The sequence below is a fragment of the Lentzea sp. NPDC055074 genome (assembly GCF_053608005.1).
In genome coordinates this window covers 93567-120363 of the sequence record NZ_JBSGUQ010000020.1, presented here as the reverse complement: position 1 = coordinate 120363, position 26797 = coordinate 93567, and the positions used below count along the sequence as shown (strand labels likewise).

General features: G+C 68.8%; 31 protein-coding genes. 16 read left to right on the top strand and 15 right to left on the bottom strand.

The annotated features are described in order from the left end of the window. Positions 1-6: 6 nt before the first annotated feature. From ACWF7A_RS35240 to ACWF7A_RS35220, 5 genes are read right to left on the bottom strand one after another with little or no spacing between them, the layout of a single operon-like run. On the bottom strand, positions 7-177 hold the full coding sequence (locus ACWF7A_RS35240; RefSeq protein WP_452254837.1) for a S1 RNA-binding domain-containing protein: 171 nt from the start codon (positions 175-177) through the stop codon (positions 7-9). Then, positions 174-566 (bottom strand): S1 RNA-binding domain-containing protein, encoded by a 393-nt coding sequence (locus ACWF7A_RS35235; RefSeq protein ID WP_452254836.1) that lies wholly within the window; start codon positions 564-566, stop codon positions 174-176. Before ACWF7A_RS35235 ends, ACWF7A_RS35240 begins: the two co-directional genes overlap by 4 nt. Then, positions 563-1366, bottom strand: a complete 804-nt coding sequence (locus ACWF7A_RS35230; RefSeq protein WP_452254835.1) for an alpha/beta fold hydrolase — start codon at positions 1364-1366, stop codon at positions 563-565. The genes ACWF7A_RS35235 and ACWF7A_RS35230 overlap by 4 nt, the downstream gene beginning before the upstream one ends. Before the next feature lie 19 nt (positions 1367-1385). Further along, positions 1386-1817, bottom strand: a complete 432-nt coding sequence (locus ACWF7A_RS35225; protein ID WP_452254834.1) for a cupin domain-containing protein — start codon at positions 1815-1817, stop codon at positions 1386-1388. Then, positions 1814-3298 (bottom strand): diguanylate cyclase domain-containing protein, encoded by a 1485-nt coding sequence (locus ACWF7A_RS35220; protein WP_452254833.1) that lies wholly within the window; start codon positions 3296-3298, stop codon positions 1814-1816. The genes ACWF7A_RS35225 and ACWF7A_RS35220 overlap by 4 nt, the downstream gene beginning before the upstream one ends. A gap of 136 nt (positions 3299-3434) precedes the next feature. Between ACWF7A_RS35220 and ruvC the strand changes: the two genes are divergently transcribed. The 7 genes from ruvC to ACWF7A_RS35185 all read left to right on the top strand — a co-directional run bounded on the left by ruvC (position 3435) and on the right by ACWF7A_RS35185 (position 9649). Then, positions 3435-4001 carry a crossover junction endodeoxyribonuclease RuvC gene (gene ruvC, locus ACWF7A_RS35215; RefSeq protein ID WP_452254832.1) on the top strand — a complete coding sequence of 189 codons (567 nt, stop codon included), beginning with the start codon at positions 3435-3437 and terminating at the stop codon, positions 3999-4001. 30 nt (positions 4002-4031) lie between these two features. Next, positions 4032-4613, top strand: a complete 582-nt coding sequence (gene ruvA, locus ACWF7A_RS35210; protein ID WP_452254831.1) for a Holliday junction branch migration protein RuvA — start codon at positions 4032-4034, stop codon at positions 4611-4613. Further along, a complete protein-coding gene (ruvB, locus tag ACWF7A_RS35205; RefSeq protein ID WP_452254830.1) occupies positions 4613-5623 on the top strand; it encodes a Holliday junction branch migration DNA helicase RuvB in 1011 nt (336 codons plus the stop codon). Before ruvA ends, ruvB begins: the two co-directional genes overlap by 1 nt. A gap of 93 nt (positions 5624-5716) precedes the next feature. Further along, entirely contained in the window at positions 5717-6067 is a 351-nt protein-coding gene (gene yajC, locus ACWF7A_RS35200) for a preprotein translocase subunit YajC (protein ID WP_452254829.1), read from the top strand. A 129-nt stretch (positions 6068-6196) separates the two neighbouring features. Further along, positions 6197-7978, top strand: a complete 1782-nt coding sequence (secD, locus tag ACWF7A_RS35195; RefSeq protein ID WP_452254828.1) for a protein translocase subunit SecD — start codon at positions 6197-6199, stop codon at positions 7976-7978. A gap of 1 nt (position 7979) precedes the next feature. Then, positions 7980-9134, top strand: a complete 1155-nt coding sequence (secF, locus tag ACWF7A_RS35190; protein ID WP_452254827.1) for a protein translocase subunit SecF — start codon at positions 7980-7982, stop codon at positions 9132-9134. Between the two features lie 23 nt (positions 9135-9157). After that, positions 9158-9649 carry an adenine phosphoribosyltransferase gene (locus ACWF7A_RS35185; RefSeq protein WP_452254826.1) on the top strand — a complete coding sequence of 164 codons (492 nt, stop codon included), beginning with the start codon at positions 9158-9160 and terminating at the stop codon, positions 9647-9649. A gap of 9 nt (positions 9650-9658) precedes the next feature. Here the strand turns inward: ACWF7A_RS35185 and ACWF7A_RS35180 are convergent, their stop codons facing one another. From ACWF7A_RS35180 to ACWF7A_RS35170, 3 genes are all read right to left on the bottom strand, one after another. Beyond that, a complete protein-coding gene (locus ACWF7A_RS35180) occupies positions 9659-9940 on the bottom strand; it encodes a hypothetical protein (RefSeq protein WP_452254825.1) in 282 nt (93 codons plus the stop codon). Positions 9941-9952: 12 nt separating this feature from the next. Continuing rightward, positions 9953-10294 (bottom strand): hypothetical protein, encoded by a 342-nt coding sequence (locus ACWF7A_RS35175; RefSeq protein ID WP_452254824.1) that lies wholly within the window; start codon positions 10292-10294, stop codon positions 9953-9955. An 84-nt stretch (positions 10295-10378) separates the two neighbouring features. Next, positions 10379-10654 (bottom strand): hypothetical protein, encoded by a 276-nt coding sequence (locus ACWF7A_RS35170; protein ID WP_452254823.1) that lies wholly within the window; start codon positions 10652-10654, stop codon positions 10379-10381. A 303-nt stretch (positions 10655-10957) separates the two neighbouring features. On the opposite strand from ACWF7A_RS35170, the gene ACWF7A_RS35165 reads away from it, so the two are divergent. From ACWF7A_RS35165 to ACWF7A_RS35150, 4 genes are all read left to right on the top strand, one after another. Further along, positions 10958-12190, top strand: coding sequence for a DUF222 domain-containing protein (locus ACWF7A_RS35165; protein WP_452254822.1), 1233 nt, complete (start codon positions 10958-10960; stop codon positions 12188-12190). A gap of 93 nt (positions 12191-12283) precedes the next feature. Continuing rightward, entirely contained in the window at positions 12284-13138 is an 855-nt protein-coding gene (locus tag ACWF7A_RS35160; protein WP_452254821.1) for a helix-turn-helix domain-containing protein, read from the top strand. After that, the gene (locus ACWF7A_RS35155; RefSeq protein ID WP_452254820.1) at positions 13113-13289 is read left to right on the top strand and encodes a DUF397 domain-containing protein; all 177 of its coding nucleotides are present in this window, start codon (positions 13113-13115) and stop codon (positions 13287-13289) included. Before ACWF7A_RS35160 ends, ACWF7A_RS35155 begins: the two co-directional genes overlap by 26 nt. A gap of 122 nt (positions 13290-13411) precedes the next feature. After that, on the top strand, positions 13412-15697 hold the full coding sequence (locus ACWF7A_RS35150; protein WP_452254819.1) for a RelA/SpoT family protein: 2286 nt from the start codon (positions 13412-13414) through the stop codon (positions 15695-15697). 90 nt (positions 15698-15787) lie between these two features. Here the strand turns inward: ACWF7A_RS35150 and ACWF7A_RS35145 are convergent, their stop codons facing one another. Beyond that, positions 15788-16645, bottom strand: coding sequence for a peptidylprolyl isomerase (locus ACWF7A_RS35145; protein ID WP_452254818.1), 858 nt, complete (start codon positions 16643-16645; stop codon positions 15788-15790). 114 nt (positions 16646-16759) lie between these two features. On the opposite strand from ACWF7A_RS35145, the gene ACWF7A_RS35140 reads away from it, so the two are divergent. The 3 genes from ACWF7A_RS35140 to ACWF7A_RS35130 are packed head-to-tail and all read left to right on the top strand — an operon-like array spanning position 16760 to position 19349. Beyond that, on the top strand, positions 16760-17473 hold the full coding sequence (locus ACWF7A_RS35140; protein WP_452254817.1) for an MBL fold metallo-hydrolase: 714 nt from the start codon (positions 16760-16762) through the stop codon (positions 17471-17473). 5 nt (positions 17474-17478) lie between these two features. Then, positions 17479-18726: a histidine--tRNA ligase gene (gene hisS, locus ACWF7A_RS35135; protein WP_452254816.1), complete on the top strand. Its 1248-nt coding sequence runs from the start codon at positions 17479-17481 to the stop codon at positions 18724-18726. Beyond that, positions 18723-19349 (top strand): hypothetical protein, encoded by a 627-nt coding sequence (locus ACWF7A_RS35130; RefSeq protein WP_452254815.1) that lies wholly within the window; start codon positions 18723-18725, stop codon positions 19347-19349. Before hisS ends, ACWF7A_RS35130 begins: the two co-directional genes overlap by 4 nt. Here the strand turns inward: ACWF7A_RS35130 and ACWF7A_RS35125 are convergent. Continuing rightward, positions 19346-20182 (bottom strand): spermidine synthase, encoded by an 837-nt coding sequence (locus tag ACWF7A_RS35125; protein WP_452254814.1) that lies wholly within the window; start codon positions 20180-20182, stop codon positions 19346-19348. The genes ACWF7A_RS35130 and ACWF7A_RS35125 overlap by 4 nt on opposite strands. Before the next feature lie 46 nt (positions 20183-20228). Here ACWF7A_RS35125 and ACWF7A_RS35120 point away from each other — a divergent pair, with 46 nt between their 5' ends. After that, positions 20229-20582 carry a DUF1304 domain-containing protein gene (locus tag ACWF7A_RS35120; protein WP_433213360.1) on the top strand — a complete coding sequence of 118 codons (354 nt, stop codon included), beginning with the start codon at positions 20229-20231 and terminating at the stop codon, positions 20580-20582. Here ACWF7A_RS35120 and ACWF7A_RS35115 read toward each other — a convergent pair. The 3 genes from ACWF7A_RS35115 to pnuC are packed head-to-tail and all read right to left on the bottom strand — an operon-like array spanning position 20503 to position 23502. Continuing rightward, on the bottom strand, positions 20503-21837 hold the full coding sequence (locus tag ACWF7A_RS35115) for a YibE/F family protein (protein ID WP_452254813.1): 1335 nt from the start codon (positions 21835-21837) through the stop codon (positions 20503-20505). The genes ACWF7A_RS35120 and ACWF7A_RS35115 overlap by 80 nt on opposite strands. Before the next feature lie 34 nt (positions 21838-21871). Next, entirely contained in the window at positions 21872-22933 is a 1062-nt protein-coding gene (locus ACWF7A_RS35110; RefSeq protein ID WP_452254812.1) for an AAA family ATPase, read from the bottom strand. Continuing rightward, the gene (pnuC, locus tag ACWF7A_RS35105; RefSeq protein WP_452254811.1) at positions 22930-23502 is read right to left on the bottom strand and encodes a nicotinamide riboside transporter PnuC; all 573 of its coding nucleotides are present in this window, start codon (positions 23500-23502) and stop codon (positions 22930-22932) included. Before pnuC ends, ACWF7A_RS35110 begins: the two co-directional genes overlap by 4 nt. A gap of 26 nt (positions 23503-23528) precedes the next feature. Here pnuC and ACWF7A_RS35100 point away from each other — a divergent pair, with 26 nt between their 5' ends. Further along, a complete protein-coding gene (locus ACWF7A_RS35100; protein ID WP_452254810.1) occupies positions 23529-25523 on the top strand; it encodes an intein-containing Rv2578c family radical SAM protein in 1995 nt (664 codons plus the stop codon). A 52-nt stretch (positions 25524-25575) separates the two neighbouring features. Here ACWF7A_RS35100 and ACWF7A_RS35095 read toward each other — a convergent pair whose 3' ends face one another. Both ACWF7A_RS35095 and ACWF7A_RS35090 read right to left on the bottom strand, forming a co-directional pair. Beyond that, complete coding sequence (locus ACWF7A_RS35095; RefSeq protein ID WP_452254809.1) at positions 25576-25923, bottom strand: nuclear transport factor 2 family protein; 348 nt, start codon at positions 25921-25923, stop codon at positions 25576-25578. 19 nt (positions 25924-25942) lie between these two features. Then, positions 25943-26674: a putative protein N(5)-glutamine methyltransferase gene (locus ACWF7A_RS35090; RefSeq protein WP_452254808.1), complete on the bottom strand. Its 732-nt coding sequence runs from the start codon at positions 26672-26674 to the stop codon at positions 25943-25945. Between the last annotated feature and the right edge of the window lie 123 nt (positions 26675-26797).

Sequence of the window (26797 nt, the reverse complement as noted above, 5' to 3'; positions counted from 1 at the left end):
CGTTCGTCACGGCTGGCTGAGCGTCACCCGGTTCCGCGCCACGTCGAGGTCGTCGAGGACGACCACGATCGTGTCGCCTTCCTGCGGCGGCGCCGAGGTGAACAGCGACTCGTGCAGGAGTCCCTCGGTGCCGTCGGCGACACGGACGAAGACGCCGAACGGAACCACCTTGGTCACCAGACCGCGGAGTTCCTGTCCGAGGGTGACGGTACCGGCGAACGCCCGCAGGGGGCCGGCTGCAACGCCTTCAGCGACAGCCGGGCCTCCTGCTGGTAGGCGTCGTGTTCCTGGAACTCACCGGTGACGCGTTGCCCGACCCGCAGCACCTCGGTGATGGGGTCGTAGCTCCAGCTCACGTCAGGAACCCTGACGAACCCGACTCCGGGGTAGGACGGATGCGGCGGGCCCTCGTCGAGCGCCACGAACACGCCGAAGTTCTCGATCGCCGCGACCGTGCCGGACAGCGGCTGACCGGGACGAAGGCCGGACAGGAACACGTGCAGCTCCGGGAACTCCTCCGCCAGCTCACGTTCGCGCTCGCTCGGAGTCTTCCCCCGCCGGTTCACGCTCCGCCCAGGAACTCGACCAGCAGCCGGTTGACCTCGTCCGGCCGCTCCAGGTACCCGATGTGCCCGGCGCCCGCCACCTCCACGTACCGGGCGCCGGGGATCACCTCCGCCACCTCGCGCGACAACCGCGGCGGCAGCACGATGTCGTCGGCGAACCCGACCACCAGCGACCGCACCGCGATGGCGCGGTAGGCCTCCAGCCGCGAGTCGTACTCGGCGAGACCGAGCTGGGCGCGTTCGCCCGCGCTCAGCGCCGAGCCGGCGAACTCGTACATCTGCAGCCAGTCGCGGGCGACCATCGGGTCGGCCAGCGTCGTCTGCGACACGTTCCGCATCACCGACGCCGCCGCGTAGAACTGCAGCGGGATCTCGACGCCCTTGTCGTACAGGTCGCACAAGGCCGCGGACCACGCCTGCTGCACCGGTTCGGGCCTGCCCGAGGTCGCCATCATCACCGCCGACCGCACCAGCGACGGGTGCGCCAGCGCCAGTTCCTGGGTGATGCGGGCGCCCAGCGACGTGCCGATCACGTGCGCCGGGCCGCCCAGGTGCTCGATGAGCGCGGCGGTGTCGGCGACCATGTCGTCGAGCGTGAAACCCCCGGCGCACTCCGACGACGGCTTGATGCCGCGGTTGTCGAAGTACGCGACGCGGTACCCGGCCTTCACCAGCGCCGGCACCTGGTACGTGCGCCAGACCCTGCCGGGACTGCCGGTGCCCATGACGAGCACGACGAGATCGCCGGAACCCTCGGCCTGGACGTTCAGCTCGATGCCGTTGAGCGGGACAAGCGCCATTCCCGAGATCCTAGTGACGTCAGAACCTGCACAGAGGCCTGATCACCGCGGCATGGGAGGGATAGCGCGCGCACAGGTCGTCCGCGTGCCCGAACGACACGACGTCGTCGGTGTACGGCGGCACCACGACCGTGCCGACCAACGACCAGTCACCGGCCGGAGTGCTGCCCTGCCACACCCCCGCGGGCACCACGGCCTGCGGGTTCGACGCGCTCAGCACCGGCTCGGTCACCGACCCGTCCGGGTGCAGCAGCACCATCCGCAACGGCGACCCGGCGTGGAAGCTGTAGATCTCCAGGTGTTCCAGCACGTGCATGCCGGAGAAGTCGGGGCTGCGCAACAGGTACGCGATGGCGGACGCCTCGGCCGACCGGTGCGTCTGCGCGAAGTACCCGCCCTCGACGGGGAGCTCCTGCATGCCCAGCGAGGAAATCAACTGCTCAGGGGTCACGTCATCTCCGGAAGCGGTGAACCGTGCACGACGACCATGCCCTTGCCGAGCCGCTTCGCCGTGTACATCGCGGCGTCCGCGGCCCGGAGCACGTCGTCGGCGGTGATCAGGGGATCGTACGAGAACCGTTGCGCCACACCGATGCTGGCGTGCACGCGGTGCACCCGGCCGAGCACCTCGTGCGGATGCGCCAGCGCGGCCAGCAGCCGCGAACCGATCTCGTCCGCGTCACCGCCGTCGACCAGCACACCGAACTCGTCACCGCCGAGCCGCGCGACGGTGTCCTCGTCGCGGACGCTGTTCACGAGCCGTGCGGCGACGTTGCGCAGAACGATGTCGCCCTCGGCGTGCCCGTTGTTGTCGTTGACCGCCTTGAAACCGTCCACGTCGATGAACAGCAGGATCAACGGCGTGGAGCGGTCACGGACAGAAAGCGCGCGCTCCAGCTGTTCGCGGAACAACGATCGGTTCGCGACACCGGTCAACGGGTCGTGCGTCGCCTCGTGTCGCAGCTGTTCGCGAGAGACGCGGAGCTGGTCCATCAGCCGGACGTTGTCCATCATCGTGAGCAACTGACGCACGATCACGAGACACATGACCAGAAGGCCGACGTACGTCTCGACGGGGTTGAGCCGGCCGCCGGTCGCGGTGTTCCAGATGACGAACAGACCGGTGATCGCGAGCGGCAGGTACGGCACGAGCAGGTGCAGCATGTCGGCCGTGCGCATGCGTCCGGGCGAGGGTTCGAGGTTGCGCACCGGCGCCAGCGCGCTCAGCAGGAAGAACGCCGGGCACAGCATGAACCCGATGTCCGCGGTCGCCGGGATCGCCGTGTTGCCCTGGGAGATGTGGAAGGCGAACACCCAGCCCGACGACGACTGCGCGATACCCGCCAGCGCGACGAAGAGCATCGGCCACTGACGCACGGCCTGATGGGTCCATGACATCACCACGATCGCCACGAGCAGCACGAGGTACGCGGCGGGATGCGCGACGACGGTGGCGAACCCCGGACCCTCGGTGGCCCACGCGCGGCCCAGCGACTCGAGCGCCGACACCCACGTCAGCACGAACAGCGACCCGATCACGATCAGCCCGTCGAGCACGACCACGGTGCGGCTGCGGTAGTTCGGCAGCAGGTCGTCGGCACGGCGCTTCTGCGCCTTCACGACCACCGCGGCCAGGCAGAGCACCGGCACCATCGTGAACCCGAGCGGCGCGATCGTCGACGACGGCAGTTGCACGCCCATGATCTGCTGGCCCCAGATCCACGCGGACAGCCCGATCGTGAGGCTGATCATCGCTGCCGTCATCCACCGGTCGCCCTTGCGCGCATAGGCGACGAGAGCGGCGACGGCGAACAGGAGCTGCACGACCTTGTCGATTGCGATACCGATATCGCGGGGCGCGGCCAAGGCGGCGAGGATGGCGATCGCCATGACGGCGCCCACACACCCCGCGACGACCCAGAACCTCTTCACCGGTCACTCCCGTGATCGAAACCCGACCACCGTAGTAACGCCGGAGTGGACTTGTCGAACCGTGTCGGTGCGAGTCACCTATAGGTGCACCGGATAAGGTTCGAACTGTTGTTCGTTCGCGATCCGGGGAGCTGTCGTGCGGGTGTTCGGGGTCGACCCCGGTCTGACCAGGTGCGGCTTCGGTGTCGTCGACGGCGGGCCGGGCCGGGTCGTGCGCGCCGTGGCCGTCGACGTCCTGCGCACGCCCGTGGACGCTCCGCTGTCCGTGCGCCTTCACGAGCTGTACGAAGGCCTCTGCGTGTGGCTGGACCGTTACGAACCTCAGGTCGTAGCGATCGAACGGGTCTTCGCGCAGCACAACGTCCGCACCGCGATGGGGGTCGCGCAGGCGTCGGGTGTCGTCGCCCTGGCCGCCGCGCAACGGAACCTGCCGGTCGAGTTCCACACGCCCTCCGAGGTGAAGGCCGCCGTCACGGGGTCGGGCCGCGCGGACAAGGCGCAGGTGACCGCCATGGTGACGAAGCTGCTCGGCCTGAAGGTCGCGCCGAAGCCCGCCGACGCGGCGGACGCGCTGGCGATCGCCATCTGCCACCACTGGCGCGCGCCGATGCGGTCACGCCTGGAAGAAGCGCAGGCCAAAGCCGCCGAGCTGGCGCGGGTGCACAGGGCGAAGCTCGCCGAAGCCGCGAAGCGCGCCAACTAACGTCCAGCGAGTGAAGTCCGGAGGAACAAGGTGATCTCGTCACTGCGCGGCCAGGTGCAGCACGTCGGCCTCGACCACGCCGTCGTCGAGGTGGGCGGCGTCGGGTTCGCCGTCCAGATGACCCCGACCACGCTCGCCTCCCTGCGCCGCGGCGAGGAGGCGAGCCTCGCCACCACGCTGATCGTCCGCGAGGACAGCCTCACCCTGTTCGGGTTCGCCGACGCCGAGGCCCGCGAGCTGTTCGGCCTGCTGCAGACCGTCAGCGGCATCGGCCCGCGGATCGCGCTCGCCACCCTCGCCGTGCTGGAGCCGGACAAGCTGCGCCACGCGCTCGCCGAGGGCAACATCACCGTGCTCACCCAGGTCCCGGGCATCGGCAAGAAGGGCGCCGAACGCCTCATCATCGAGCTGCGCGACAAGGTCGGTCAGCTCTCCGCGCCCACGACGCCCGCGCACAGCCAGACGCGTGACCACGTCGTCGAGGCGCTCCTCGGCCTCGGCTTCCCGGCCAAGTCCGCGGAGTCCGCGGTCGACGGCGTGCTGGCCGAGAACCCCGACCAGTCCACGTCCGCCGTCCTGCGCCGTGCTCTCGCGACCCTGGGGCGCAAGTGATGGAGGACGAGCTCAGTCCGTACGTCGCGCCCGCCGAGCGCGACCTCGAGACCAGCCTGCGCCCCGCCGACCTGCACGAGTTCGTCGGCCAGCAACGCGTCCGCGAACAGCTCGAGCTCGTCCTGCACGGCGCCATGCGCCGGGGCGCCGCCCCGGACCACGTCCTGCTCAGCGGCCCTCCCGGCCTCGGCAAGACGTCGCTCGCGATGATCATCGCCAAGGAGCTCGGCGCCGCCATCCGCATCACCAGCGGCCCCGCCCTGGAACGTGCGGGCGACCTCGCGTCGATGCTGTCCAACCTGGTCGAGGGCGACGTCCTGTTCATCGACGAGATCCACCGCATGGCCCGCCCGGCGGAGGAGATGCTCTACCTCGCGATGGAGGACTTCCGCGTCGACGTCATGGTCGGCAAGGGCCCCGGGGCGACCAGCATCCCGCTCGACATCGCGCCGTTCACGCTGGTAGGAGCCACGACGAGGTCCGGCGCGCTCACCGGACCGCTCCGCGACCGCTTCGGCTTCACCGGTCACATGGAGTTCTACACGGCCGCCGAGCTCGATCTCATCGTGAAGCGCAGCGCCAAGATCCTCGGCGTCGACATCGCCGAGGACGCCGCCATCGAGATCGCCGGCCGGTCCCGGGGCACGCCTCGCATCGCGAACCGGCTGCTGCGCCGCGTCCGCGACTTCGCCGAGGTCCGGGCCGACGGCCGCGTGACGGAGGCCATCGCCCAGCAGGCCCTCGTCGTCTACGACGTCGACGAGCTCGGCCTCGACCGACTGGACCGCGCGGTGCTGAACGCGCTGGTCAAGAGCTTCAACGGGGGCCCGGTCGGCGTCGCCACCCTCGCGGTCGCGGTCGGGGAGGAGCAGACCACCGTCGAAGAGGTGTGCGAACCGTATTTGGTGCGGGCTGGCATGCTGGCCCGGACACCGCGAGGCCGAGTGGCGACGCCGGCAGCGTGGTACCACCTGGGGCTCGAACCGCCCGCCGGTGATCAACTGTGGTGACCTGGCACAATCGGTGAAAGCACCTGGACATATCGGACGTGCGTCGAGGCATGTCCACTTGATCGGAGAATGATGGGCAACCTTTCGTCTTTGATGTTCCCGTTGCTTCTGGTTCTGCTCGCGGTGCCGCTGTTCCTCAGCGCCCGCAAGCAGAAGCGGGCGATGGCCGAGCAGAAGAACCTGCAGGACTCGCTCGCCCCTGGCGACAAGGTGATGACGACGTCGGGTCTCTACGGCACCGTTGCCGACGCGAGCCACGACACCACCATCGACATCGAGATCTCCGAGGGTGTCGTCACGCGCTGGCTGCGTGCCGCCATTCGCGAGAAGGTCGCCGACACGGACGAGGCCGTCGTCGAGAAGACTGACGACGTCGTCGAGGAAGAGGTGCCCGCGACCACCGCACAGGTCGCCGAGCCCCTGGACCACAGCGCCAAGAAGTAACGAACTGGCGCGTGACACCTGGAGTTGGCAACTGTGAACACCGCCAACTCCAGGTAGTGACGCGCAGCTCACGCGGCGCGCGTTACGCTGCGCGCTCGGAAACCATCGCTACTAGGAGACGGACGGATCGTGGCACCTCCGGCCGGGCAAATTCGCCCTGCGAAGTATTTGGCGAGTTTTGTCCTCATCGTGGTCGCGCTCTACGCCCTGGTGTTTTTGACCGGGAACGGTTCGGCCAAACCCAAGCTCGGAATCGACCTGCAGGGTGGCACGCTCGTCACGCTGACCGCGCGTCAGGAAGACGGAGCCCAACCCAGCGAGGAGGCGCTCAACCGCGCACGTGACCTCATCGAGGTCCGCGTGAACGGTCTCGGCGTCTCCGGTGCCGAGGTCGTGCGAGACGGCAACAACCTGGTGATCACGGTCCCGGGCGCGGACAGCGAAGGCGCGAAGGGCCTCGGCCAGACCGCTCGCCTCGCGTTCCGCAAGGTCATCGGCCAGCCGGTCCCGGCGGGCGCCGTGCCGCAGACGCAGACGAGCACTCCGCCGTCGGGCTCCGCGAGCACCCCGCCTTCGGCCCCGGCCAGCCAGAGCGCCGGCACGCCGCCGCCGTCGAGCGGCGCACCGCAGGGCCGTCCCGCGCCGAACCTGGCCGCGCAGCCCTCCAGCACGCCGCCCTCGAGCAGCGCCGCGCCGTCCAGCACCGCGCCGAGCACGCCGCCCGCCCCCTCCAACGTCGACCCGAAGGTCGCGAAGGAGATCCAGGAGGCGAAGGCGCTCCGCCAGGCGACGGACCCGCAGATCCTGCAGCAGGCCGCGCTCATGCTCGACTGCACGCAGCCCGACCCGCTGCGCGGCAACGACGACCTGGACAAGCCTCTCGTCACGTGTGACGAGAAGGGCGAGTTCAAGTACACGCTGGCCCCGGTCAACCCTCCCAAGGAGGACACCCAGACCAAGGCCGACGACTTCTCGAACTACTCCCGGCTGACCGGTGAGGACATCAGCAACGCCGCCGCGAACAACAACCCGAACGGCACCGGTTACGTCGTCAACCTGGACTTCAAGTCCGAGGGCGGCACCAAGTGGGGCTCGTTCACCGCGGCCAACGTCCAGCAGGCCGTCGCGGTCGTGCTCGACGGCGAGGTCATGTCCGCGCCGACCATCCAGTCGGCCATCTCGGGTGGTTCCACCGAGATCAGCGGCAAGTTCACGCTGAAGGAAGCCCAGAACCTCGCGAACACGCTGAAGTACGGCGCGCTGCCGCTGTCCTTCGACTCGTCCGAGGCGCAGACGATCTCCCCGACGCTCGGCCTGCAGTCGCTCAAGGCGGGTCTCATCGCCGGCGGCATCGGCCTCGCGCTGGTCTTCGTGTACTGCCTGTTCTACTACCGCCTGCTGGGCATCCTGACGATCCTGTCGCTGGTCCTGTCCGCGGTGGTCATCTACGCGGTGCTGGTCCTGCTGGGCCGCGTCATCGGCTTCACGCTCGACCTCGCCGGCATCGCCGGGTTCATCGTCGCCATCGGTATCACAGCGGACTCGTTCATCGTCTTCTTCGAACGATTGAAGGACGAGGTGCGTGAGGGCCGCACGTTCCGTTCGGCCGTGCCGCGCGCATGGGTCCGTTCGCGGCGCACGATCCTCTCCGCCGACGCGGTCAGCTTCATCGCCGCCGCCGTGCTGTACGTCATCGCGGTCGGCCAGGTGAAGGGCTTCGCGTTCACCCTGGGCATGTCGACGGTCCTCGACCTCGTGGTCGTGTTCCTCGTGACGCACCCGCTGGTCGCGATCGCGTCGAAGTCCAAGTTCCTGTCCAACTCGAGCCTGTCCGGTCTGGGTGGTGCCGCCCGAGAGGGCGCCGCGCACCGTGCGACCACGACCGGCAAGACCGCCGTGAAGGAGGCCTGACGTGAGCAGCGTGTTCTCGCGCCTCTACGTGGGCAACGGCGCGTTCGACATCGTCGGCAAGCGCGTTCGCTGGTACATCGTCTCGGCCATCATCCTGCTCATCTGCATCGGCTCGATGGTGTTCAACGGCTTCAACCTGGGCATCGACTTCAAGGGCGGCACGAAGATCTCGATGCCGTCGGTGTCCGCCAGCGGCCAGACCATCTCGACGTCCACCGTCGAGGACGTGTACGCGAAGGCGCTGCCCGGCAAGAAGCCGAACGCCGTGCAGGCCGTCGGTTCCGGCGCCAGCGCGTCGATCCAGCTCAAGTCGCCCGCGCTGAACGTCTCCGAGGTCGCGACGCTCAAGACCGCTCTCGCGGCGGACACCCAGCCGCAGGGCGGCCAGACGGCGATCTCCGACAGCGCCGTCTCCGCGTCCTGGGGCGGTGAGATCAGCGGCAAGGCCCTGTGGGCCCTGTTCTGGTTCTTCGTCGCGGTGACGATCTTCCTGGTGTTCTACTTCGAGTGGCAGATGGCCGTCGGCGCGCTCGTCGCCGTGTTCCACGACGTCATCATCACCGCCGGTGTGTACTCCCTCATCGGCTTCGAGGTGACGCCGGCGACGGTGATCGGTCTGCTCACGATCCTCGGCTTCTCCCTGTACGACACGGTCGTCGTGTTCGACAAGGTCAAGGAGAACACCCGAGGCCTGCTGGGCCTGACCCGCCGCACGTACGCCGAGGCGGCGAACCTGGCGCTGAACCAGACCCTGATGCGCTCGATCAACACCTCGCTGATCGCGCTGCTCCCGGTCATCGGCCTGCTGGTCGTCGGCGTCGGCATCCTGGGCGTCGGCACCCTGCAGGACCTGGCGCTCGTGCAGCTCGTCGGCATGTTCATCGGTGCCCTGTCCTCGATCTTCCTCGCCACCCCGGTGCTGGTGGACCTGAAGATGCGCGACCCGAAGTACATCGCGCAGGCCAAGCGCGTGGCGGCCCGCCGCGCCAAGGCCACGAGCCCGCAGGCCGTCGAGGGCATCGAGTCGGTCGACGAGGACGCCCTCGCCGCCGACCTGCGCAAGGAAGAGGCGTACGCCGCCGCCGCGTCGGTGCCCCACCGCACCGCCAAGGCAGGCGACGCCCGCCGCCGTCCGACCGGGAAGCGCCAGCGTTGAAATTGGATCGTGCTCTGGGACTGATGCGTGAAGTCCCGGACTTCCCCCAGCAGGGGGTCGTCTTCCGGGACTTCACGCCGGTTCTCACCGACCCCGACGCCCTGCGCGCCGTGGTCGACGCTCTCCAGGACAAGATCGACGACAGCACCCAGGTGATCGCCGCCATCGAGTCGCGCGGCTTCCTCCTGGGTGCTGCCCTGGGTTACGGCTGGCGCTACGGCGTCGTGCCGCTGCGCAAGCCGGGCAAGCTGCCGGTGGTCGCCGACTCGGTCTCCTACGACCTGGAGTACGGCTCCGCGTCGCTGGAGCTTCCCGCCGACGCCATCCAGCCGGGCCAGCGCGTGGTCGTGGTGGACGACGTGCTCGCCACCGGAGGCACCGCGGAGGCCGCCTGCACGCTCGTGGAGCGCGCGGGCGGCATCGTGACGGGTGTGTCGGTGGTGCTGGAGATCTCGGCCCTGGGAGGCCGTTCGCGGCTCGCCGGCCGCGAGGTCAGCGCACTTCTCGCCGTCTAGTCACGCCGTCTAGCCCGTGACAGGCACCACGAACCTGTAGGCGACCACCACGGTGATCGCCCACAGGAAGTAGAAGATCGGCAGCCCCAGCAGGATCAGGCGCCACGCCTTCATCTCGCCGTGCCCGACCCGCATCAGCGCGGCGGCCGCACCGAGCCACGGCACCACTCCCAGCGTCGCCGCGCGCACGCCTTCGGCCGCGCCGTTCGTGACGAGGTTGAGCAGGACGATCGCGGCGTACCAGATGCCCGCGAACGCCAGGCAGTGCCAGATCGGGCGGTGCGAGTGCATGGGCACAGCTTGTCAGCCGACCATCATCCGGAAGACGGCGCCCAGCGCACCCATGACGCCCCTGATCAGCGACCACGTCACGAAGTAGACCAGCAGCGTCACCAGGATCAGCACCCACGGCTGGAGCCGGATCCTCAGCAGGATCAGGTAGGTGGTGAACGTGGTGACCGCGAACAGGGCCGCGCCCACCAGGAGCACGGGCACGATCCTGCCCAGGCCTTCGCCGCTCCTCAGCCCGACGATGACGAAGGCCGCGATGAGCGCGACGTACCAGACCGCGGCACCCGCGGCGCAGTGCGCGAGCGGAGTTCCCCGCCGGGCGGGCGGTCCGGACGGTGGCGGAGCAGAAAACATGAGCGGTCCCCCCAGACCTCGTTCACGCCGAGTGGCCGATCATGCCAGCTTCGTGTCAGCGCGTCTCCGTGATCGCGGACGAGCTCACACGACGGGCGGGGGCGCCACTATTGCGGCGCCGATGCTGACGAAGACCAGCGTGACCAGTGACGCCGGTGCCGTGACGACCGCGAACTCCCACAGTTGCGGTGCTTTCGCGCGCCTCAAGACCAGCCAGCTCAGCGTGGTCGCGACGACCCAGCCGACCGTCGAGCCGATGATCGACCTCGGGTCCACGTAGCCGGGGTCGTCGAGGGCCAGGTACGCCATCGTGCCCAGCCACACGAACGTCATCGCGGCGCACCAGAGCAGAGTCCTCACCTGGTCGAGTTTGTCAGGCGGGTGTTGGTGGGGTGTCAGGGCACGGCTTCGCCGAGCCGGTACATGCCCTCCTTCGTCGGGCGTGTGCCGGAACGCAATTCTGTGGTCCTTTTGCGTGCGTGGTTGCGGCACGTGGTCGTTGTGCGTTTTTCGCGTTTTGTTGTGTGCGTGGTTTCTAGTGGTTGCGTTGCTACAAGAGAGGTGCGCGCTTACGGTGCCTATGGCGGTTTGTCCATATGGTTCACCCGAACGTGGCTGCTCTGACGTGCTTTTTTGCTGTGATCTTGCGGTAATGTCGAACGCATGAGCGAACGAGACTTCCGCCTTCTGGCCACCGACGAGCTGCTTGCCGCAGTCGTCGGTGCCGTGGTGGAGATTCGCGTTCTCGAGAATGTGATGATGTTGAAGATCGCTGAGTTGGAGCGGCGTGGTGCGGCCGTCGAGCTGGGTTATCGGAATGTCGCTCACGTGTTGCGCGATGCCGTGCGGTGGGACCTGAAGACCGCGCGTCAGTGGGTCGCCCGCGCCGAGGCCGTGACGGGGGAGATCACGCCGTCCGGTTCGGTGCTGGAGCCCGCCTTGCCGCTCACCGCCGCCGCTGCGGCGGAGGGTGTGCTCTCCGGTGAGCACGTGTCGGTAGTGGCCGAGGTGATGAAGGAGCTGCCTGCCGCGGTGGAGCAGTCTCTCGTGGAGCAGTCCCTCGTGGAGTACGCCAAGGCCCACGAGCCCAGCGCGGTGCGGTCGTTCGGCAAGGAGCTGGCGTACCTGGCCGACCAGGACGGCGAGGAGCCCCGAGAGCCCGCCGAGGTGTCGCGTCAGGTCAACCGGCTCCGCATGGAGTGGAAGGGCGACCGGCTGGAGATCTGGGCCCGGCTCGGCAAAGAGGCCGGCGCGAAGTTCGAGACGCTGATCGACCCGCTCGCCAAGCCCCGCCCCACCACCCCGGAGGAAGGCGTCGACGCCCGGACCCGTGTCGAGCGCGAAGGCGACGCGTTCGCCGACCTGATCGACCTCGTGCTGCGCTCCGATCGTTTGCCGGAGCACGGCGGCGAGCCGGTCGCGCTCACGCTGACGATGTCCTACGAGGGCCTGGTCGAGCAGACGGGCCTGGCCCGGCTCAACACCCAGGCCCGTGTCCCGGCCTCGCTGGTCCGCCGTCTCGCCTGCAACGCGGGCGTGATCCCGGTGGTCCTCGGCGGCCGCTCCGAGGCGCTGGACGTGGGCCGCAAGACCAGAACGTTCCCCGCGTCCCTCCGCCGCGTGCTCGTGGCGAGAGACCAGGGCTGCACCTTCCCGGGCTGCGACCGCCCGCCGAAGCACTGCGACGCCCACCACCTCAGATTCTGGTCGGAAGGCGGCAAGACCTCAGTGGACAACGCCGCCCTGCTCTGCCGCCACCACCACACCCTGATCCACCGCAGCGACTGGGAGGTGAAGCTCCACAATGGAATCCCGACGTTCGTCCCGCCCGCGTGGCTCGACCCCGACCGCGTCCCCAGGGCCAACACCGCACTCCGCCACCACCAGGTCGCCTAGCCCTCCGCAAGGCGTGCGACCTGCGCTTCGAGCATCCGTTTTCACCCGTATGAGCCGGTTCGTGGAGGAGGGCCAATGCCTACCGTCGGACGAATGACCGCGATCACCTCCACCGCCTACAGCCGCGACCTGGGCGACGAACTGCGCCGCCTCCGCGAGAAGTTCACGGCCCTCACCGGCCACGCCTTCGCGGAACAACTCGGCTGGGACCCGAGCAAGGTCTCCAACATCGAGAAGGGCAAAGCGCGTGCGAGCGAGATCGACCTCGTGCAGTACCTGATGATGTGCGGCCGCGACACCGACCACTTCGAGGCCTTCCGCGACCGCTACCGCTACGCCTTCGACCCCTACGTCCTCATCGTTCCCGACAACCTGCGCACGCTCGCCTTGGCGGAGGCGCAGGCCGTGAAGATCACCAGCTTCGACGGGCTGACCATGCCCGGCCTGGCGCAGACCCCGGAGTACGCCCGAGCGCTGCTCATCGAAGGAGGCAACGAAGCCCACGAGAACATCGAGAAGTTCGTTCAACTGCGCATCGATCGGCAAGCGGTTCTGAGGCGTCCGAATCGGCCAGAATGCACCTTTTTCGTGCACGAGCTCGCACTCAGAATGCGGGTGGGCAACGCCCAGATCATGGAGGAGCAGTACCTGCGCCTCCTCTTCGAGACCCACAGCTTGCGGATCGTGCCCATGGCGGCGGGGGTCGCCATCGCCATGAGGTCTGCGCGGCGGCTTTTCAGCTTCGAGAAGATGGTGCCGGTCGCCTACAGCGAGAACGATGTGGCGCAGCTCTTCGCGCACGACGGCAAAGCCATTGCGAGCAGCCGAGAGTTCTTCAAGTGGTTGGATGCGCTGGCACTTGATGAGGGACAATCGCGGAGCATGCTGACGCACTACGTCAGCGGACTGCGGGAGGACCTTCATGACGCTCGGCCGGAGCTGGCGTAAGAGCACCTACAGCGGCAACACGGACAGCGGCTCGTGCGTTGAGGTGTCGCTTGCCGCGGACGCTCTCGTGCGTGATTCGAAGGCCACCCGGGGTGCCGTTCTGGCCTTCTCGGTCGTCGCCTGGCGGGCGTTCGTGAAGGTCGTCGCCTGATCGGCTCAACGGAAGTTTGTGCTGCGTTCACCGTGTGAGCTGTGCCGCTCAGCGCTCCATCGGAAGTTTCGTCAGCGTGAACGCGTTATCCTCGGTACTCGCGAGACCCGAGGAGCGTGGGGTTGAGTCAAGACACCGAACCCGCTGCGACGGCTGTTCAACCGTCGGCTACCCGGCGTGTGCGCGCCCGCCTTGCGCGGCGTATCACCGCCCAACGTGCGGCCCCGGTGAAGCAGGTCCTCGAACCTCTCGCCGCCGTGCACCGTGACCTCCATCCCAAGGCCGATCTGGCGCTTCTGCAGCACGCGTACGACGTTGCCGAGGAGAAGCACCGCCCGCAGCGCCGCAAGTCCGGCGACCCGTACATCACCCACCCGCTCGCCGTGGCGACCATCCTCGCCGAGCTGGGCATGGACACCACGACGCTGGTGGCCGCGCTGCTGCACGACACCGTGGAAGACACCGACTACTCGCTCAACCAGCTCAAGGAAGACTTCGGTGAGGAAGTCGCCCGGCTGGTCGACGGAGTCACGAAGCTCGACAAGGTCAAGCTGGGGGCAGCGGCCGAGGCCGAGACCATCCGCAAGATGGTCATCGCGATGGCGAAGGACCCGCGGGTCCTGGTCATCAAGCTCGCCGACCGGCTGCACAACATGCGCACCATGCGGTTCCTGCCGCCGGAGAAGCAGGCCCGCAAGGCCCGGGAAACGCTCGAAGTGCTGGCGCCGCTCGCTCACCGCCTGGGGATGGCGACGGTCAAGTGGGAGCTGGAGGACCTCGCGTTCGCGATCCTGCAGCCCAAGAAGTACGACGAGATCGTCCGCCTGGTCGCGAAGCGCGCGCCGAGTCGCGACACGTACCTGAGGTCCGTCGTCAGCGAGCTCAACACCCAGCTGGAGAGCGCGCGGATCGTCGCGAAGGTCGAGGGCCGGCCGAAGCACTACTACTCGATCAACCAGAAGATGATCGTCCGCGGACGGGACTTCGACGACATCCACGACCTCGTGGGCGTCCGGATCCTCGTGGACGAGGTGCGTGACTGCTACGCCGCGATGGGCGTCGTGCACGCCGCCTGGCAGCCGATGCCGGGCCGGTTCAAGGACTACATCGCGCAGCCCCGGTTCGGCGTGTACCAGTCGCTGCACACGACCGTGATCGGTCCCGACGGCAAGCCTCTGGAAGTGCAGATCCGCACGTCCGAGATGCACCAGCGGGCCGAGTACGGCATCGCCGCGCACTGGCGCTACAAGGAGACCAAGGGCACGCACAACGGCAAGTCCGTCGAGATCGACGAGATGGCGTGGATGCGCCAGCTCCTCGACTGGCAGCGGGAAGCCGCGGACCCCGGTGAGTTCCTCGAAGGCCTGCGCTGGGACCTCGCCGCGCGCGAGATCTTCGTGTTCACGCCCAAGGGCGACGTGGAGACGCTGCCGACGGGGTCCACGCCCGTCGACTTCGCCTACTCCGTGCACACCGAGGTGGGTCACCGCTGCATCGGCGCCCGTGTGAACGGTCGTCTGGTCGCTCTGGAGCGCAAGCTCGAGAACGGCGAGGTCGTCGAGATCTTCACCTCCAAGGCGGAGGGTGCGGGCCCGTCCCGCGACTGGCTGAGCTTCGTGGCGTCCCCGCGCGCCAAGGCGAAGATCAAGCAGTGGTTCGCCAAGGAGCGCAAGGAAGAGGCGATCGAGCAGGGCAAGGACGCGATCACCAAGGAGGTCCGGCGTGTCGGGCTTCCGATCCAGCGCCTGGTCTCGGTCGACTCGATGCAGGCCCTCGCGAAGGAACTGCACTACCCGGACATGAGCGCGCTGTACGCGGCGGTGGGTGAGGGCCACACGAGCGCCCGCCACGTCGTGCAACGGCTCGTCGCGCAGCTCGGCGGTGTCGACCACGCCGAGGAGGAACTGGCCGACCGCGCCACCCCGTCCACGGTCACCCGGCGCCGCCCCACCGGCGACGCGGGCGTGATCGTCAAGGACGCGGGCGACGTGTGGGTGAAGCTCGCCCGCTGCTGCACCCCGGTGCCGGGTGACGACATCCTCGGCTTCGTGACGCGGGGCGGTGGCGTGTCCGTGCACCGCACCGACTGCACGAACGCGGAGGAGCTGCTCAAGTCGCCGGAACGCCTCCTCGACGTCGAGTGGGCGCCGTCGGCCTCCAGCGTGTTCCTGGTCGCCATCCAGGTGGAGGCGCTCGACCGGCACCGGCTGCTCTCGGACGTCACGAAGGTGCTGGCCGACGAGCGCGTGAACATCCTGTCGGCGTCGGTGACGACGTCGCGTGACAGGGTGGCCGTCAGCCGGTTCTCGTTCGAGATGGGCGACCCGAAGCACCTCGGCCACGTCCTGAAGGCCGTGCGTGGCATCGAGGGCGTCTACGACGTCTACCGGGTGACCTCGGCGTCGTAGCGGGTCACCGCAACTGGGGTCCAGACGAGAGGAGCCCCCGTCCTGAGAAGGGCGGGGGCTCCGTCGTGTGCGAGTGGTGCCGGGAGGCGCTTAGTTCGCGACCAGCGCCGACTTGATGTCGACCGGGGTCTTCGGCTTGCCGTCGCCCTGGCCGGGCTGCTGGGAGATCGTGCCGGTCTTCGCGACCTCGTCGACCTTCTTCAGCGACTCCGCGTCGACCGTGCCGAACACGTTGTACTTGGCCTGCAGGTTCGAGGCGTCGCCGTAGACGATGAAGAACTGCGAGCCGTTGGTGTCGGGGCCCGAGTTCGCCATGGCGAGCACGCCGCGGCCGTAGGTGAGCTCCGGGTAGACCTCGTCCTTGAACGAGTAGCCCGGGCCGCCCATGCCGTTGCCGCCGGGGTCGCCGCACTGCAGGACCTGGATGCCGGTCACCGTGAGGCGGTGGCACGTCGTGTTGTCGAAGTACTTCTGCTTCGCCAGCTCCACGAAGTTGTGGACGGTGCACGGCGCGAGCGAGCGGTCGAGGTTCAGCTTCAGGTCACCGATGGAGGTGCCGAGCGTGACGCCGACGGTGCCCGTGGTGGACTGCTCGCCGTTCGCGGGCGGCGTGTTCTCCTTGGCCGCCGGCTCCTGGCCCTTCGTGTATTCACAGTTCACCGTTGCGGGAAGCGCCGTCGGCCGCTTCACGATCTGGTGCATTTCGGTGGGGATGTTCTCCGCCTTGTCCACCGACTCCTGGGTAGGAGTCTCCGACGCGGCGGCGTCGCCATTGCCGAAGACGTCGTTGGTCGCGAGGAACCACACGCCACCTCCGACGAGCGCAACAACGACGACCGTCGACACGACGGCGATGATGCGACGCTTCTTGGCCCGCTCCTGGCGGTAGACCATTTGACGCTCAAGCTTGCGCTTGGCTGCCGCGCGTCGCTGCTCGTTGGTGGGCACGTGCTCCCTCCCCAGGGACTCATGCGAATAGGGCGGTCGGCTCGGGAGTCTAGGGCCTGGGCATATGAGCTTTGTGTGGTGGTTAGGCTGTCGTTGAACAGGGAGGTCATTTTCGTGCTCGTGATCGGGTTCCCCACTGGTGCGCTCCAGGCGAACTGCTTCGTCCTGGCGGCCGGTGAGGGCGAGCCCTGCGTGATCATCGATCCCGGTCAGGACGCGGTCGAACCGATCGAGCAGGCCTTGCGCAAGCACCGTCTCGCGCCTGTCGCCGTGCTGCTCACGCACGGGCACTTCGACCACACCTTCTCCGTCACCCCCGTCTGCGACGGCAACGACGTTCCCGCCTACATCCACCCGGATGACGTAGCGATGCTCTCCGACCCGTTGAAGGGCATCAGCCGCGAGTCGGCCGCGTTCTTCGGCGGCAACCTGGAGATGCGGGAGCCGTCCGAGGTCCGCGAGCTGACCGACGGCGCCGACCTGGACCTCGCCGGTCTGAAGATCACCGTCGACCACACGCCGGGCCATACCGGCGGGTCGGTGATGTTCCGGTCCGGTGTGCAGGAAGGCGGTCGCCTGGTGATCTCGGGTGACACGCTCTTCGCCGGTTCCATCGGACGCACCGACCTGCCGGGTGGCGACCACTCCGCGATGCTGTCGTCTCTGCAGAGCAAGGTCATGACCTTGCCCGATGACACAGTGGTGCTGCCCGGCCACGGCCCGACGACGACCATAGGCCGCGAGCGTGCGACGAACCCCTACCTGCTCCAGTTGCAGGACGCTGTTCAGCCGCACGACGCGCAGGCCGCCCCGCACCGAGGACTCTGAGAGACGTGTTTTCCGCACCCAAAGGCGTTCCCGACTACATCCCGCCGACGTCCGCCGCGTTCGCGCACGTCCGGTCGACGCTGACCCGCGCGGCCGAGCTCGCGGGCTACGGCTACATCGAGCTGCCGGTCTTCGAGGACACGGCGCTGTTCGCGCGCGGTGTCGGCGAGTCGACCGACGTCGTGTCGAAGGAGATGTACACCTTCCTCGACCGAGGCGACCGCTCGATCACGCTGCGCCCCGAGGGCACCGCGGGCGTGATGCGGGCCGTGATCGAGCACAGCCTCGACCGCGGCTCGTTGCCGGCGAAGCTCTACTACGCGGGCCAGTTCTTCCGCGCCGAGGCCCCGCAGGCCGGCCGGTACCGGCAGTTCCACCAGGTCGGCATCGAGGCGATCGGCATCGACGACCCGGCGCTCGACGCCGAGGTCATCGCGGTCGGCGACGCCGGGTTCCGCGCGATCGGCCTCACCGGGTACCGCCTGGAGCTCACGTCGCTGGGCGACGCGAACTGCCGTCCCGCGTACCGGGAGAAGCTGCAGGCGTTCCTCGCGAAGCTCCCGCTCGACGAGGCGACCCTCCAGCGCGCCGAGCTGAACCCGCTGCGGGTGCTCGACGACAAGCGCCCCGAGGTGCGCGAGATGGTCGCCGAGGCGCCGCTGATGGTCGACAACCTGTGCGACGCCTGCCGTGAGCACTACGAGCTCGTCAAGGGGTACTTGACCGAGCTGGGCGTGAAGTTCGTCGAGAATCCGCGCATGGTCCGCGGTCTCGACTACTACACGAAGACGACGTTCGAGTTCGTCCACGACGGTCTCGGCGCCCAGTCGGGCATCGGCGGCGGCGGTCGCTACGACGGCCTGATGGCGCAGCTCGGCGGTCAGGAGCTGTCCGGCGTCGGCTTCGGTCTCGGCGTCGACCGTGCGCTGCTCGCGGCGCAGGCCGAGGGCGTGCTGCCGGAGTTCAGCCGCGTCGACGTGATCGGCGTGCCGCTGGGCGAGGCCGCCCGCTCTCGCCTGGTCGCGATCGCCGGTGAGCTGCGGGCCGCCGGAGTGCGGACCGACCTGGTCTACGGCGGCCGTTCGATGAAGGCGGGCTTCAAGGCCGCCGACAAGTCGGGTGCCCGGATCGCGCTGGTGCTCGGTGAGCGCGACCTGGAGGCCGGCAACATCGGCGTCAAGACTCTCGCGACCGGCGAGCAGGTCACGGTGCCGCTGGCGGACGTGGTCGAAGAGGTGCGGAAGGCGCTGTGAGCGACGACAAGCTCGTTCTCGACCTGCTCGACAAGGCGACGGTCCGCAAGCGGGCGCGCATGGTGGCGATCGGCGGCATCATGGTCGCCCTCGCCTTCGGCGCGATCGTGGGGCTGATCGGGGGCCGCTGGCCCGGCGTCATCGCCGGGGCGATCGTGTCGGTGCCGGTGATCCTGCTGGCGATGTCCGAGGCGCGTCGCACGGTGTGGCTCGAGGGCACGACCGTGTACGTGCGGGCGTTCGGCACGCGCAAGGTCGACCTGGCCACCGCCGACGGTCTCGACCTGCTGGTCACGGACCTGCGTGGCGCGCGGACCGTCGGGCTGTTCGTGCGCGGGAACAAGAAGGCGATCAACGTCGCCCTCTCGATGTACGCGGGCACGGGCGGGCGTGAGCTGGGCGTCTACCAGCTGCGCCGCCTCGCCGACGCGCTGGCCGCGCGCGGGGACACGCCCGGACTGGTGTTCTCGGAGCTGCTCGTCGCGCAGCTGCGGGCCGAGGCTCGTGGGCTCGCCGCCGCGGAACGGCCGCTGTACCGGCTGGGCTCGCTCGCGCCGGCCGGGCGGATGGCGCAGAAGCTCCATCCGGAGGCCGTCTCGAAGTTCGTGACCTCGCTGGACTAGGTGCCCCAGAGCCCGGACGGCGGGGCGGGGGAGAGCGTCGCGGTCGCGTCGGTGGTGACCGGCGCGCCGCCGATGAACTTCGTCAGCCCCGTGCCGTGCTCCACGCGGCCCTGGAACGGGTCGCCGGCCGTCGCTCGGGTCAGCTGCTGCATCGGCAGGCCGTTGTGCGAGGCCATGATCACGAAGTTGCCGAAGCGGCGGCCGCGGAACACGCCCGGTTCGGCCATCACGCAGACGTGTTCGAACACCGCGCGCACGGTCGCGCACTGGGCGCGGGCGAACTGCAGGCCGTTGCCGTCGCCGATGTTCGCGGCGTAGATGCCGTCGTCGGCGAGCGCGGCCGACGCCTGCTGGACGAACTCGACCGACGTCAGGTGGGCGGGCGTGCGGGCGCCGGCGAAGCAGTCGGAGACGATCAGGTCGAACGAGCCGGGGCGCGCCTTGACGAGCACGGCGCGCGCGTCGCCTGTGGTGATCTTCACCCGCGGGGGCGGCGGGAGCTCGCGGCGGATGAACGCGATCAGGCCCGCGTCGATCTCGGCCACCTGCTGAGACGCACGGGGGAGTAGATCGGCGACGTAGCGCGCTAGCGTGAGAGCGCCACCACCGAGGTGGAGCACACGCGAAGGCGCGGTGAGATCGACGATGTGACCCAGCCGGCGGACGTACTCGAACTCCAGGTAGGTCGGGTCGTCGAGGTCCACATGCGACTGTGGGGTTCCGTTGACCCGCAACGTCCAGGAGCGCCGGCCGCCGAGATCGGGGACCAGCTCCGCGACACCGGAGTCGATCGACTCGGTGATCGCCTCTGTGTCGGGCCGTTGTCTTCCCACTGCTCTATTGTCTCACCGCGTGTGTCAGCTCTGAGGAGGAACCCAAGTGCAGGTCATCGCCAACGTTCTGCTCGCCCTCGTGGCGTTGATCCACATCTACATCGTGGTGCTCGAGATGTTCCTCTGGACGACGCCGCGCGGGCAGAAGGCGTTCGGCCTCACGCCCGAGTTCGCGCAGGAGTCCAAGGCGCTCGCCGCGAACCAGGGCCTGTACAACGGCTTCCTCGCCGCCGGTCTGATCTACGCGATCGTCCGCCAGGACTTCGGCGCGTCCGTGCTGTTCACGGTGTTCGTGATCGTCGCCGGCATCTACGGCACGTTCACGGCGAGCCGGAAGATCTTCTTCGTGCAGGTGGTGCCGGGCGTGCTGGCGCTGCTCTTCGTGCTCTTGGCTCACTAGGCCGTTCCCACGGCCCCTTGTCGGGGTCGTAGCCGGTGTAGAGGTCGCCCTCGATGCGCGCGGGCCGCGGTTTCACGGGCTTCGCGGCGCGCTTCACGGTCTTGGTCTTGGGCTCGGGTTCAGGCTCGGGGTCGGGTTCGGGAGCCTGCGCGGGGGCGACCTCCTGGCGCACCGCGACCAGGGCGGCGAGGGCGGTGGTCACCGGGATCGCCGCCACGAGGCCGATGCTGCCGACCAGGGTTCGCACGATCTCCTGCGCGATCTGCTGCGCGGTGAGGATCTCGCCCATCGACCGCCCGGCCAGCGAGATCGCCAGCAGCAACGGCAGCGCGGCACCCGCGTAGGCCATCACCAGGGTGTTCACGACGGACGACATGTGGTCGCGCCCGATCCGCGAGCCCGCCGCGAAGAGCTCGCGCCACGTCAGCTCGTCGTTGGCCCGCCGGAGCTCCCAGACCGCGCTGGTCTGCGTGACCGTCACGTCGTCCAGCACGCCCAGCGCGCCGATCAGCGTGCCCGCGAGCAGCAGGCCGCGCGTGTCGATGTCGGTGCCGAGCAGGGTGACGAGGTTCGTCGTGTCGTCGTCGATGCCCGTCAGGCTCGCCAGGGCCGAGAACGCCGCGCCCAGCACGCCGATCAGCGCCAGGCTCACCAGCGTTCCGAGCACCGCCGTCGACGTGCGCGCCGATATGCCGTGCGTCACGTACAGGACCACGAACATGATCAGCCCGGCGCCGACGACCGCCACCATCAGCGGGTTCTGGCCCGCCAGGATCGACGGCATGATGAACAGCACCAGCACCACGAAGCTCAGCAGCAACGCGCCCAACGCGGCGAGGCCCTGCCAGCGTCCGAGCAGCAGCACGGCGGCCGCGAACAGCAGCGCCAGCACGGCGAGCGACCAGCCGCGCTGGAAGTCGACGATCTGGTACGACTCGGCGGCCTGCGGCTGGCTGCCCGCGTAGGACAGCACCACCTCGTCGCCGAGCTTGAAGCTCGGTGCTCCCGGACCCTTCACGCTCGGGATCGTGATGCTCTGCCCGCTCGCGGCGCCGTCGGTCATCCGCACCGTCACCGCGACGCACTTCTCGCCGCAGTTCTCGGCGACGCCCGTGACGACTGCCTCGACCGGCGTCTGGTGCAGGCCGATCTCGGCGCCGGTCTTCTGCTCGACCCCGAACGGGTACAGCAGGGCGGCGCCGACGATCGTGGCCAGCGCGAACGGCACCAGCAGCCACAGCAGCAACGTGCGCACGCGCTGCGAAGCCGGTTCCTCGTTCAGCGCATTGCTATGCCCGTGACCGTGACCCACGCGCGACATCCTGCCCCATGAGATGTTCGACGGCGGTTATGGCCGTCGCCAACCTGTTCTCGGTGAGCTTCAGCCACGGCACACCGCGGCGCGTGAGCTCCTGTTCGAACAGACCCGTCATCCACTCGCGGAGGTGTTCGCCGTCGCGCCAGCCGTCCTGTTCGAACGGAACGCCGGTGTGGTCGGTCAGCAGGTACAGGTCCGGTGCGGTGCCGAGGGGGAGATCCGGGCGGAAACCGAGGTAGCGCTCACCCCACACGGTCGCGGCGAACGCGTCGTTGTCCGCGATCACGAGCGGCGCGGTCTCGGCCTGGATGCGGCGTTCCTGTTCGTGCGCAACGTCTTCGAAGTCGCCCAGGGTCCACACCAGACCGTCCACCGTGGCTGCCGGGTCGAACGCGCGCGCGGCGGTGAGCTTGTGCTCGGTGTGCTCGCGGCCGTACTCGGGGATCCAGGGGGCTCCGAAGTGGGCGGCGAGTTGTCTCGACAGCGTCGTCGTGCCGGTGCTCTCCGCGCCGACGACCACGACCTTCCAGCCCAGGCCGCGCTGGGTCGCGGGCGCGAGGTGGTGCCAGTTCGCGACGGGGTCGGTGCGCATCGCGGTGCCGGAGACCTGGTGCGTGAGGCGGTCGAGGTCGACGAGCACGTGCTGGGCGCCGAGCCTGCGGGCCAGCTCGTCGCCGTACTTCTCGCTGGAGAACACGACGTCGACGCGTGCCTGCGAGGGGTCGCCGTCCGCGATCGCCCGGCGGGCCAGGACCGCGCGGGTCAGGTCGACGTGCAGGGCCCAGATCTCGTCGGAGTCGAAGTCCATCGGGTGGTCGTCGAGGTCGCCGACGATGCGCACGCCGGGGGTGTCGCGGTGGGTCTCGGTCAGCCAGCGCACGCGGTGTTCGAGGGGGAGGGTCTCGTGCGAGGCCGCCAGCACCGTGACGGTCGTGCGCTCGCTCCGGGAGGCCGCCGTCTCGATGAGGTGGTGGTGGCCGTTGTGCGGTGGGTAGAACTTGCCGAGCACGAGCGCGTGGTCGAACTCCTTCACGCGGCCACCTCGTTGCTCCTGAGGTCCTTCGTCCAGTTCCGCAACCCCAGCACGCACAGCACCATGAACCCCACGTACAACACCGCGGTCAGGTACAGCTCCTTGTACGCGTAGAGCGGCACGTAGATGACGTCCGCGGCGATCCACAGCCACCAGCACTCGACCTTCTTGCGTGCCTGCCCCCAGGTGGCGAGCAGCGACAGCACGGTCGTGACGGCGTCCCAGAAGGGCACGGTCGACTCGGTGAAGGTGACGAGGATCCAGTGCAGCAGCCCGGTTCCGAGCACGCCGGCGACCGCGAGCCAGACCCACTGCGGTGTCGTGGTGCGGCTGACGTTCAGCGTCGAGTGCTGCTCGCCGCCGCGCACCCACGCCCACCAGCCGTAGACCGCGAGTGCCATGTAGACGATCTGGAGGCCGGAGTCGGCGTAGAGGCCGCTGCCCCAGAACAGCACGAGGAACGCGATGTTGTTCGCGATCCCGATGGGCCAGTTCCAGGGGTTCTGCCGGGCGACCAGCCACACGCACAGTGCGCCGGTGACGAAGCCTGCTACCTCAACGGGTGACACGTGCGCTCCTTGACCGCTGTTCGAACATGTGTTCGAATCGAAGTGTGCGATGGGACGGACAGAAACTCGAGGCAGAGCCGCAGCTGGCACTACCGGGGCTACCGGGACTGGTGCGCAGCGTACGAACTCCTGAGTTCACGGACGTGGTGTTCCACGAGGTCCGCGCCAAATCCGTGCTCAACGGGGTGCCGGGTTCGTCGTTGCCGTTCTCGTGGACGGTGAACCCGTATCGCGGCTGTTCACACGCCTGCACCTACTGTCTGGCCGGTGACACGCCGATCCTCATGGGCAACGGTCGCACGAAACCGTTGTCCGAGCTGCGTGAAGGTGACGAGATCTACGGCACCGAGCTCGTCGGCAACTACCGGCGCTACAAGCTCACGACCGTTCTCGCGCACTGGGAGACGCGCAAGACCGCGTACCGGCTGACGCTGGAGGACGGCACGACGGTGGTCGCGTCCGGTGACCACCGGTTCCTGACCGACCGCGGCTGGAAGCACGTGACGGGCGAGACGGCGGGCGTGGGGCGCAGGCCGCACCTCACGACCGGCAACAAGCTGATGGGCACGGGGGCGTTCGTCGAGCAACCCGCCGTGACCGACGACTACCGCCGCGGCTACCTGCGCGGCATGGTCGACGACGAGACCGAGTTCCACATCCCCCTGGCCGACATCGAGGCCATGGACCGCACTCAGGAGTATCTCGACTACTTCGGAGTGCGAGAAGGGAGGGGATTTCTGCACCAGGTGCGCGAGCTCGCGCACTGGCAGATAGCCCCGAACCCCGACTGGCTCAAGGGATTCCTGGCCGGCGCGTTCGACTACCTCGGGACCTGCTCGCGCAGCATCCTGCGGCTCTCGACGCGCAACGCCACCGTTCTGGAAGCGATCTGCTTGGCTTTGAAGCACTTCGACTTCGACTTCGCGATCGAGGAACTGCGCCGCCGGCGTGGTGTGCGGGTCGTGCGGCTGCGCGGCGGGCTGCGGGAGAACCTGCGGTTCTTCCACACCGTCGACCCGTCGATCACCCGCAAGCGCGACATCGACGGCGTGGCGATCAAGTCGCAGCAGCCGCTCGGCGTCGTGTCGGTGGAACCGCTGGGGGAGATGACCCTCTACGACATCTCGACCGGCACCGCGGACTTCATCGCGAACGGGATCGTGTCCCACAACTGCTTCGCGCGGAACACGCACTCCTATCTGGACCTCGACACCGGCAAGGACTTCGACGACCAGCTCATCGTCAAGGTCAACGCGGGGGAGGTGCTGTCGCGTCAGCTGCGGTCGAACCGGTGGAGGCAGGAACACGTCGCGCTCGGCACCAACACCGATCCGTACCAGCGGGCGGAGGGGCGGTACGCCTTGATGCCAGGGATCATCGAGGCGTTGACCGCCTCCCGCACGCCCTTCTCGATCCTCACGAAGGGCACGCTGCTGGCGCGTGATCTGCCGTTGCTGACCGCGGCCGCCGAGGTCGTGCCGGTCGGCATCGCGGTGTCGCTCGCGTTGATGGACCGGGACCTGCACAAGTCGCTGGAGCCCGGCACGCCGACGCCCGCCGCCCGGCTGGAGCTGGTGCGGAAGGTGCGGGACGCGGGCCTGCCGTGCGGGGTGTTCGTGGCGCCGGTGTTGCCCGAGCTCACGGACTCCACCGAGCAGCTGGACTTCCTGCTGGAGCAGATCGCGGCGGCCGGTGCCACCGGCGTCACCGTGCTGCCGTTGCACCTGCGGCCCGGTGCCAAGGAGTGGTTCGCCGCGTGGTTGCGGCGGGAGCACCCGGATCTGGTCGAGACGTACCGGTACCTGTACGGCAACCGGTCCTATGTGGACAAGCGGTATCGCGCACGGCTCGCCGCGCGGGTGGTCCCGTTGATCGAGAAGCACGGCCTGGCGCCGCAGGGGCGGTCCACCGACGCCGTCACCGGTGTGCCCGGCGACGACGACGGCGTGTGGCCCGACGGCAGCCTGCCGGTGGGTGTGCCGGCGCCGCGCGTCGATCAGGAACAGCTCACCCTGCTCTGAAACGCCCCTGTTCGAGAACCGTGGTGGACGCCCCCTTCCCCGGGGTGGTCCTCTACTCGGCCCATCCGCCCTGGGCCATCGTCTGGAACTTCCAGTCGCCGCCGACCCGCGTGAGCAGGTCGCCGTAGCGCACCGTGATCCCGTTGATCGTGCCGTCCGTGATCACGAAGACCAGGTTGTCGTTGATGAAGTGCGGAGTCCTCTTCGACTCCATCTGCACGTCACCGCCCAGCTGGGCCCCCATCTCGCGCAGGAACGTCTCGCGGTCCCACGACGTCGCCGAACCGTCGGTGACCGTGTTGACCGGGAACAGCGCCATGTCGGCCATCGCCTCGACGTCGCCCTTCACCGCGAGCGCGTCCCACTTCTCGAACCACTGCATGACCTCGTCGTACGACATACCGTACATTGTACGGATCTTAGCGGCTGCCGACCACTGCGTTACTGTCTTCGCTGGTCACGAGCTTGGCGGTCAGTCCGGCGGCGGTGAACGCGGCCAGGGCGGCCGGTGCCTGGCGCTCGCTGGTCTCGCTCAGCAGGTGGCCGCCGGGGCGGAGCCAGGTCGCGGCCTGGGTGGCCACCCGGCGCAGGACCTCCAGGCCGTCCGCGCCGCCGTCCAGCGCCACCCGTGCCTCGTGGTCGCGGGCCTCGGTGGGCATGAACGCGATGTCGCCGGTCGGCACGTACGGGACGTTGGCGACCACGACGTCGATGTGTCCCCGGAGGTGCGTGGGGAGGGCGTCGAACAGGTCGCCCTCGAAGACGTTCGTGAGGTTCTGGCGCGCGCACGCCACGGCCGCGGGGTCGATGTCGGCGGCGTACACGGTGGCGTCGGGGAGGCGGTGCTGGAGCACGGCGCCCACCGCGCCCGAGCCGCAGCACAGGTCGACGATCACGTCCGGCTTCAGGTCGGTGGCGAGGTCGACCAGCAGTTCGGTGCGGTGGCGGGGGACGAAGACGCCCCTGGTGACCACGATCCGCCGGTCGCAGAACATCGCCCAGCCGACGGCGTGCTCCAGCGGGAGGCCGCCGACCCGCTGGGCCACCAGGTCTTCGAGGTGCTGCGGGCTGGTGGCGGCCTGTTCGAGCAGTGCGGCCTCTTCCTCGGCGAACACGCAGCCGGCGGCCCTGAGTCTCTCCACGATGGTCATCGAGGCGGGACGCTACTCGGCGCATTTACAAGCAGGCTTGACTGTTTGTTTGTTCGACGGAAGACTCGGGCGGGTGGAGACGAGGCAGCGCCAGGCCGACCGCACGCGGGAGACGAAGCGCAA

Bases quoted from the DNA above. Each gene is read 5' to 3' on its own strand.
- ACWF7A_RS35230 (WP_452254835.1), bottom strand. From the start codon at position 1,366: ATGGCGCTTGTCCCGCTCAACGGCATCGAGCTGAACGTCCAGGCCGAG.
- ruvB (WP_452254830.1), top strand. From the start codon at position 4,613: ATGGAGGACGAGCTCAGTCCGTACGTCGCGCCCGCCGAGCGCGACCTC.
- yajC (WP_452254829.1), top strand. From the start codon at position 5,717: ATGTTCCCGTTGCTTCTGGTTCTGCTCGCGGTGCCGCTGTTCCTCAGC.
- ACWF7A_RS35185 (WP_452254826.1), top strand. From the start codon at position 9,158: ATGCGTGAAGTCCCGGACTTCCCCCAGCAGGGGGTCGTCTTCCGGGAC.
- ACWF7A_RS35180 (WP_452254825.1), bottom strand. From the start codon at position 9,940: ATGCACTCGCACCGCCCGATCTGGCACTGCCTGGCGTTCGCGGGCATC.
- ACWF7A_RS35175 (WP_452254824.1), bottom strand. From the start codon at position 10,294: ATGTTTTCTGCTCCGCCACCGTCCGGACCGCCCGCCCGGCGGGGAACT.
- ACWF7A_RS35165 (WP_452254822.1), top strand. From the start codon at position 10,958: ATGAGCGAACGAGACTTCCGCCTTCTGGCCACCGACGAGCTGCTTGCC.
- ACWF7A_RS35160 (WP_452254821.1), top strand. From the start codon at position 12,284: ATGACCGCGATCACCTCCACCGCCTACAGCCGCGACCTGGGCGACGAA.
- ACWF7A_RS35155 (WP_452254820.1), top strand. From the start codon at position 13,113: ATGACGCTCGGCCGGAGCTGGCGTAAGAGCACCTACAGCGGCAACACG.
- ACWF7A_RS35100 (WP_452254810.1), top strand. From the start codon at position 23,529: ATGTGTTCGAATCGAAGTGTGCGATGGGACGGACAGAAACTCGAGGCA.
- ACWF7A_RS35095 (WP_452254809.1), bottom strand. From the start codon at position 25,923: ATGTCGTACGACGAGGTCATGCAGTGGTTCGAGAAGTGGGACGCGCTC.
- ACWF7A_RS35090 (WP_452254808.1), bottom strand. From the start codon at position 26,674: ATGACCATCGTGGAGAGACTCAGGGCCGCCGGCTGCGTGTTCGCCGAG.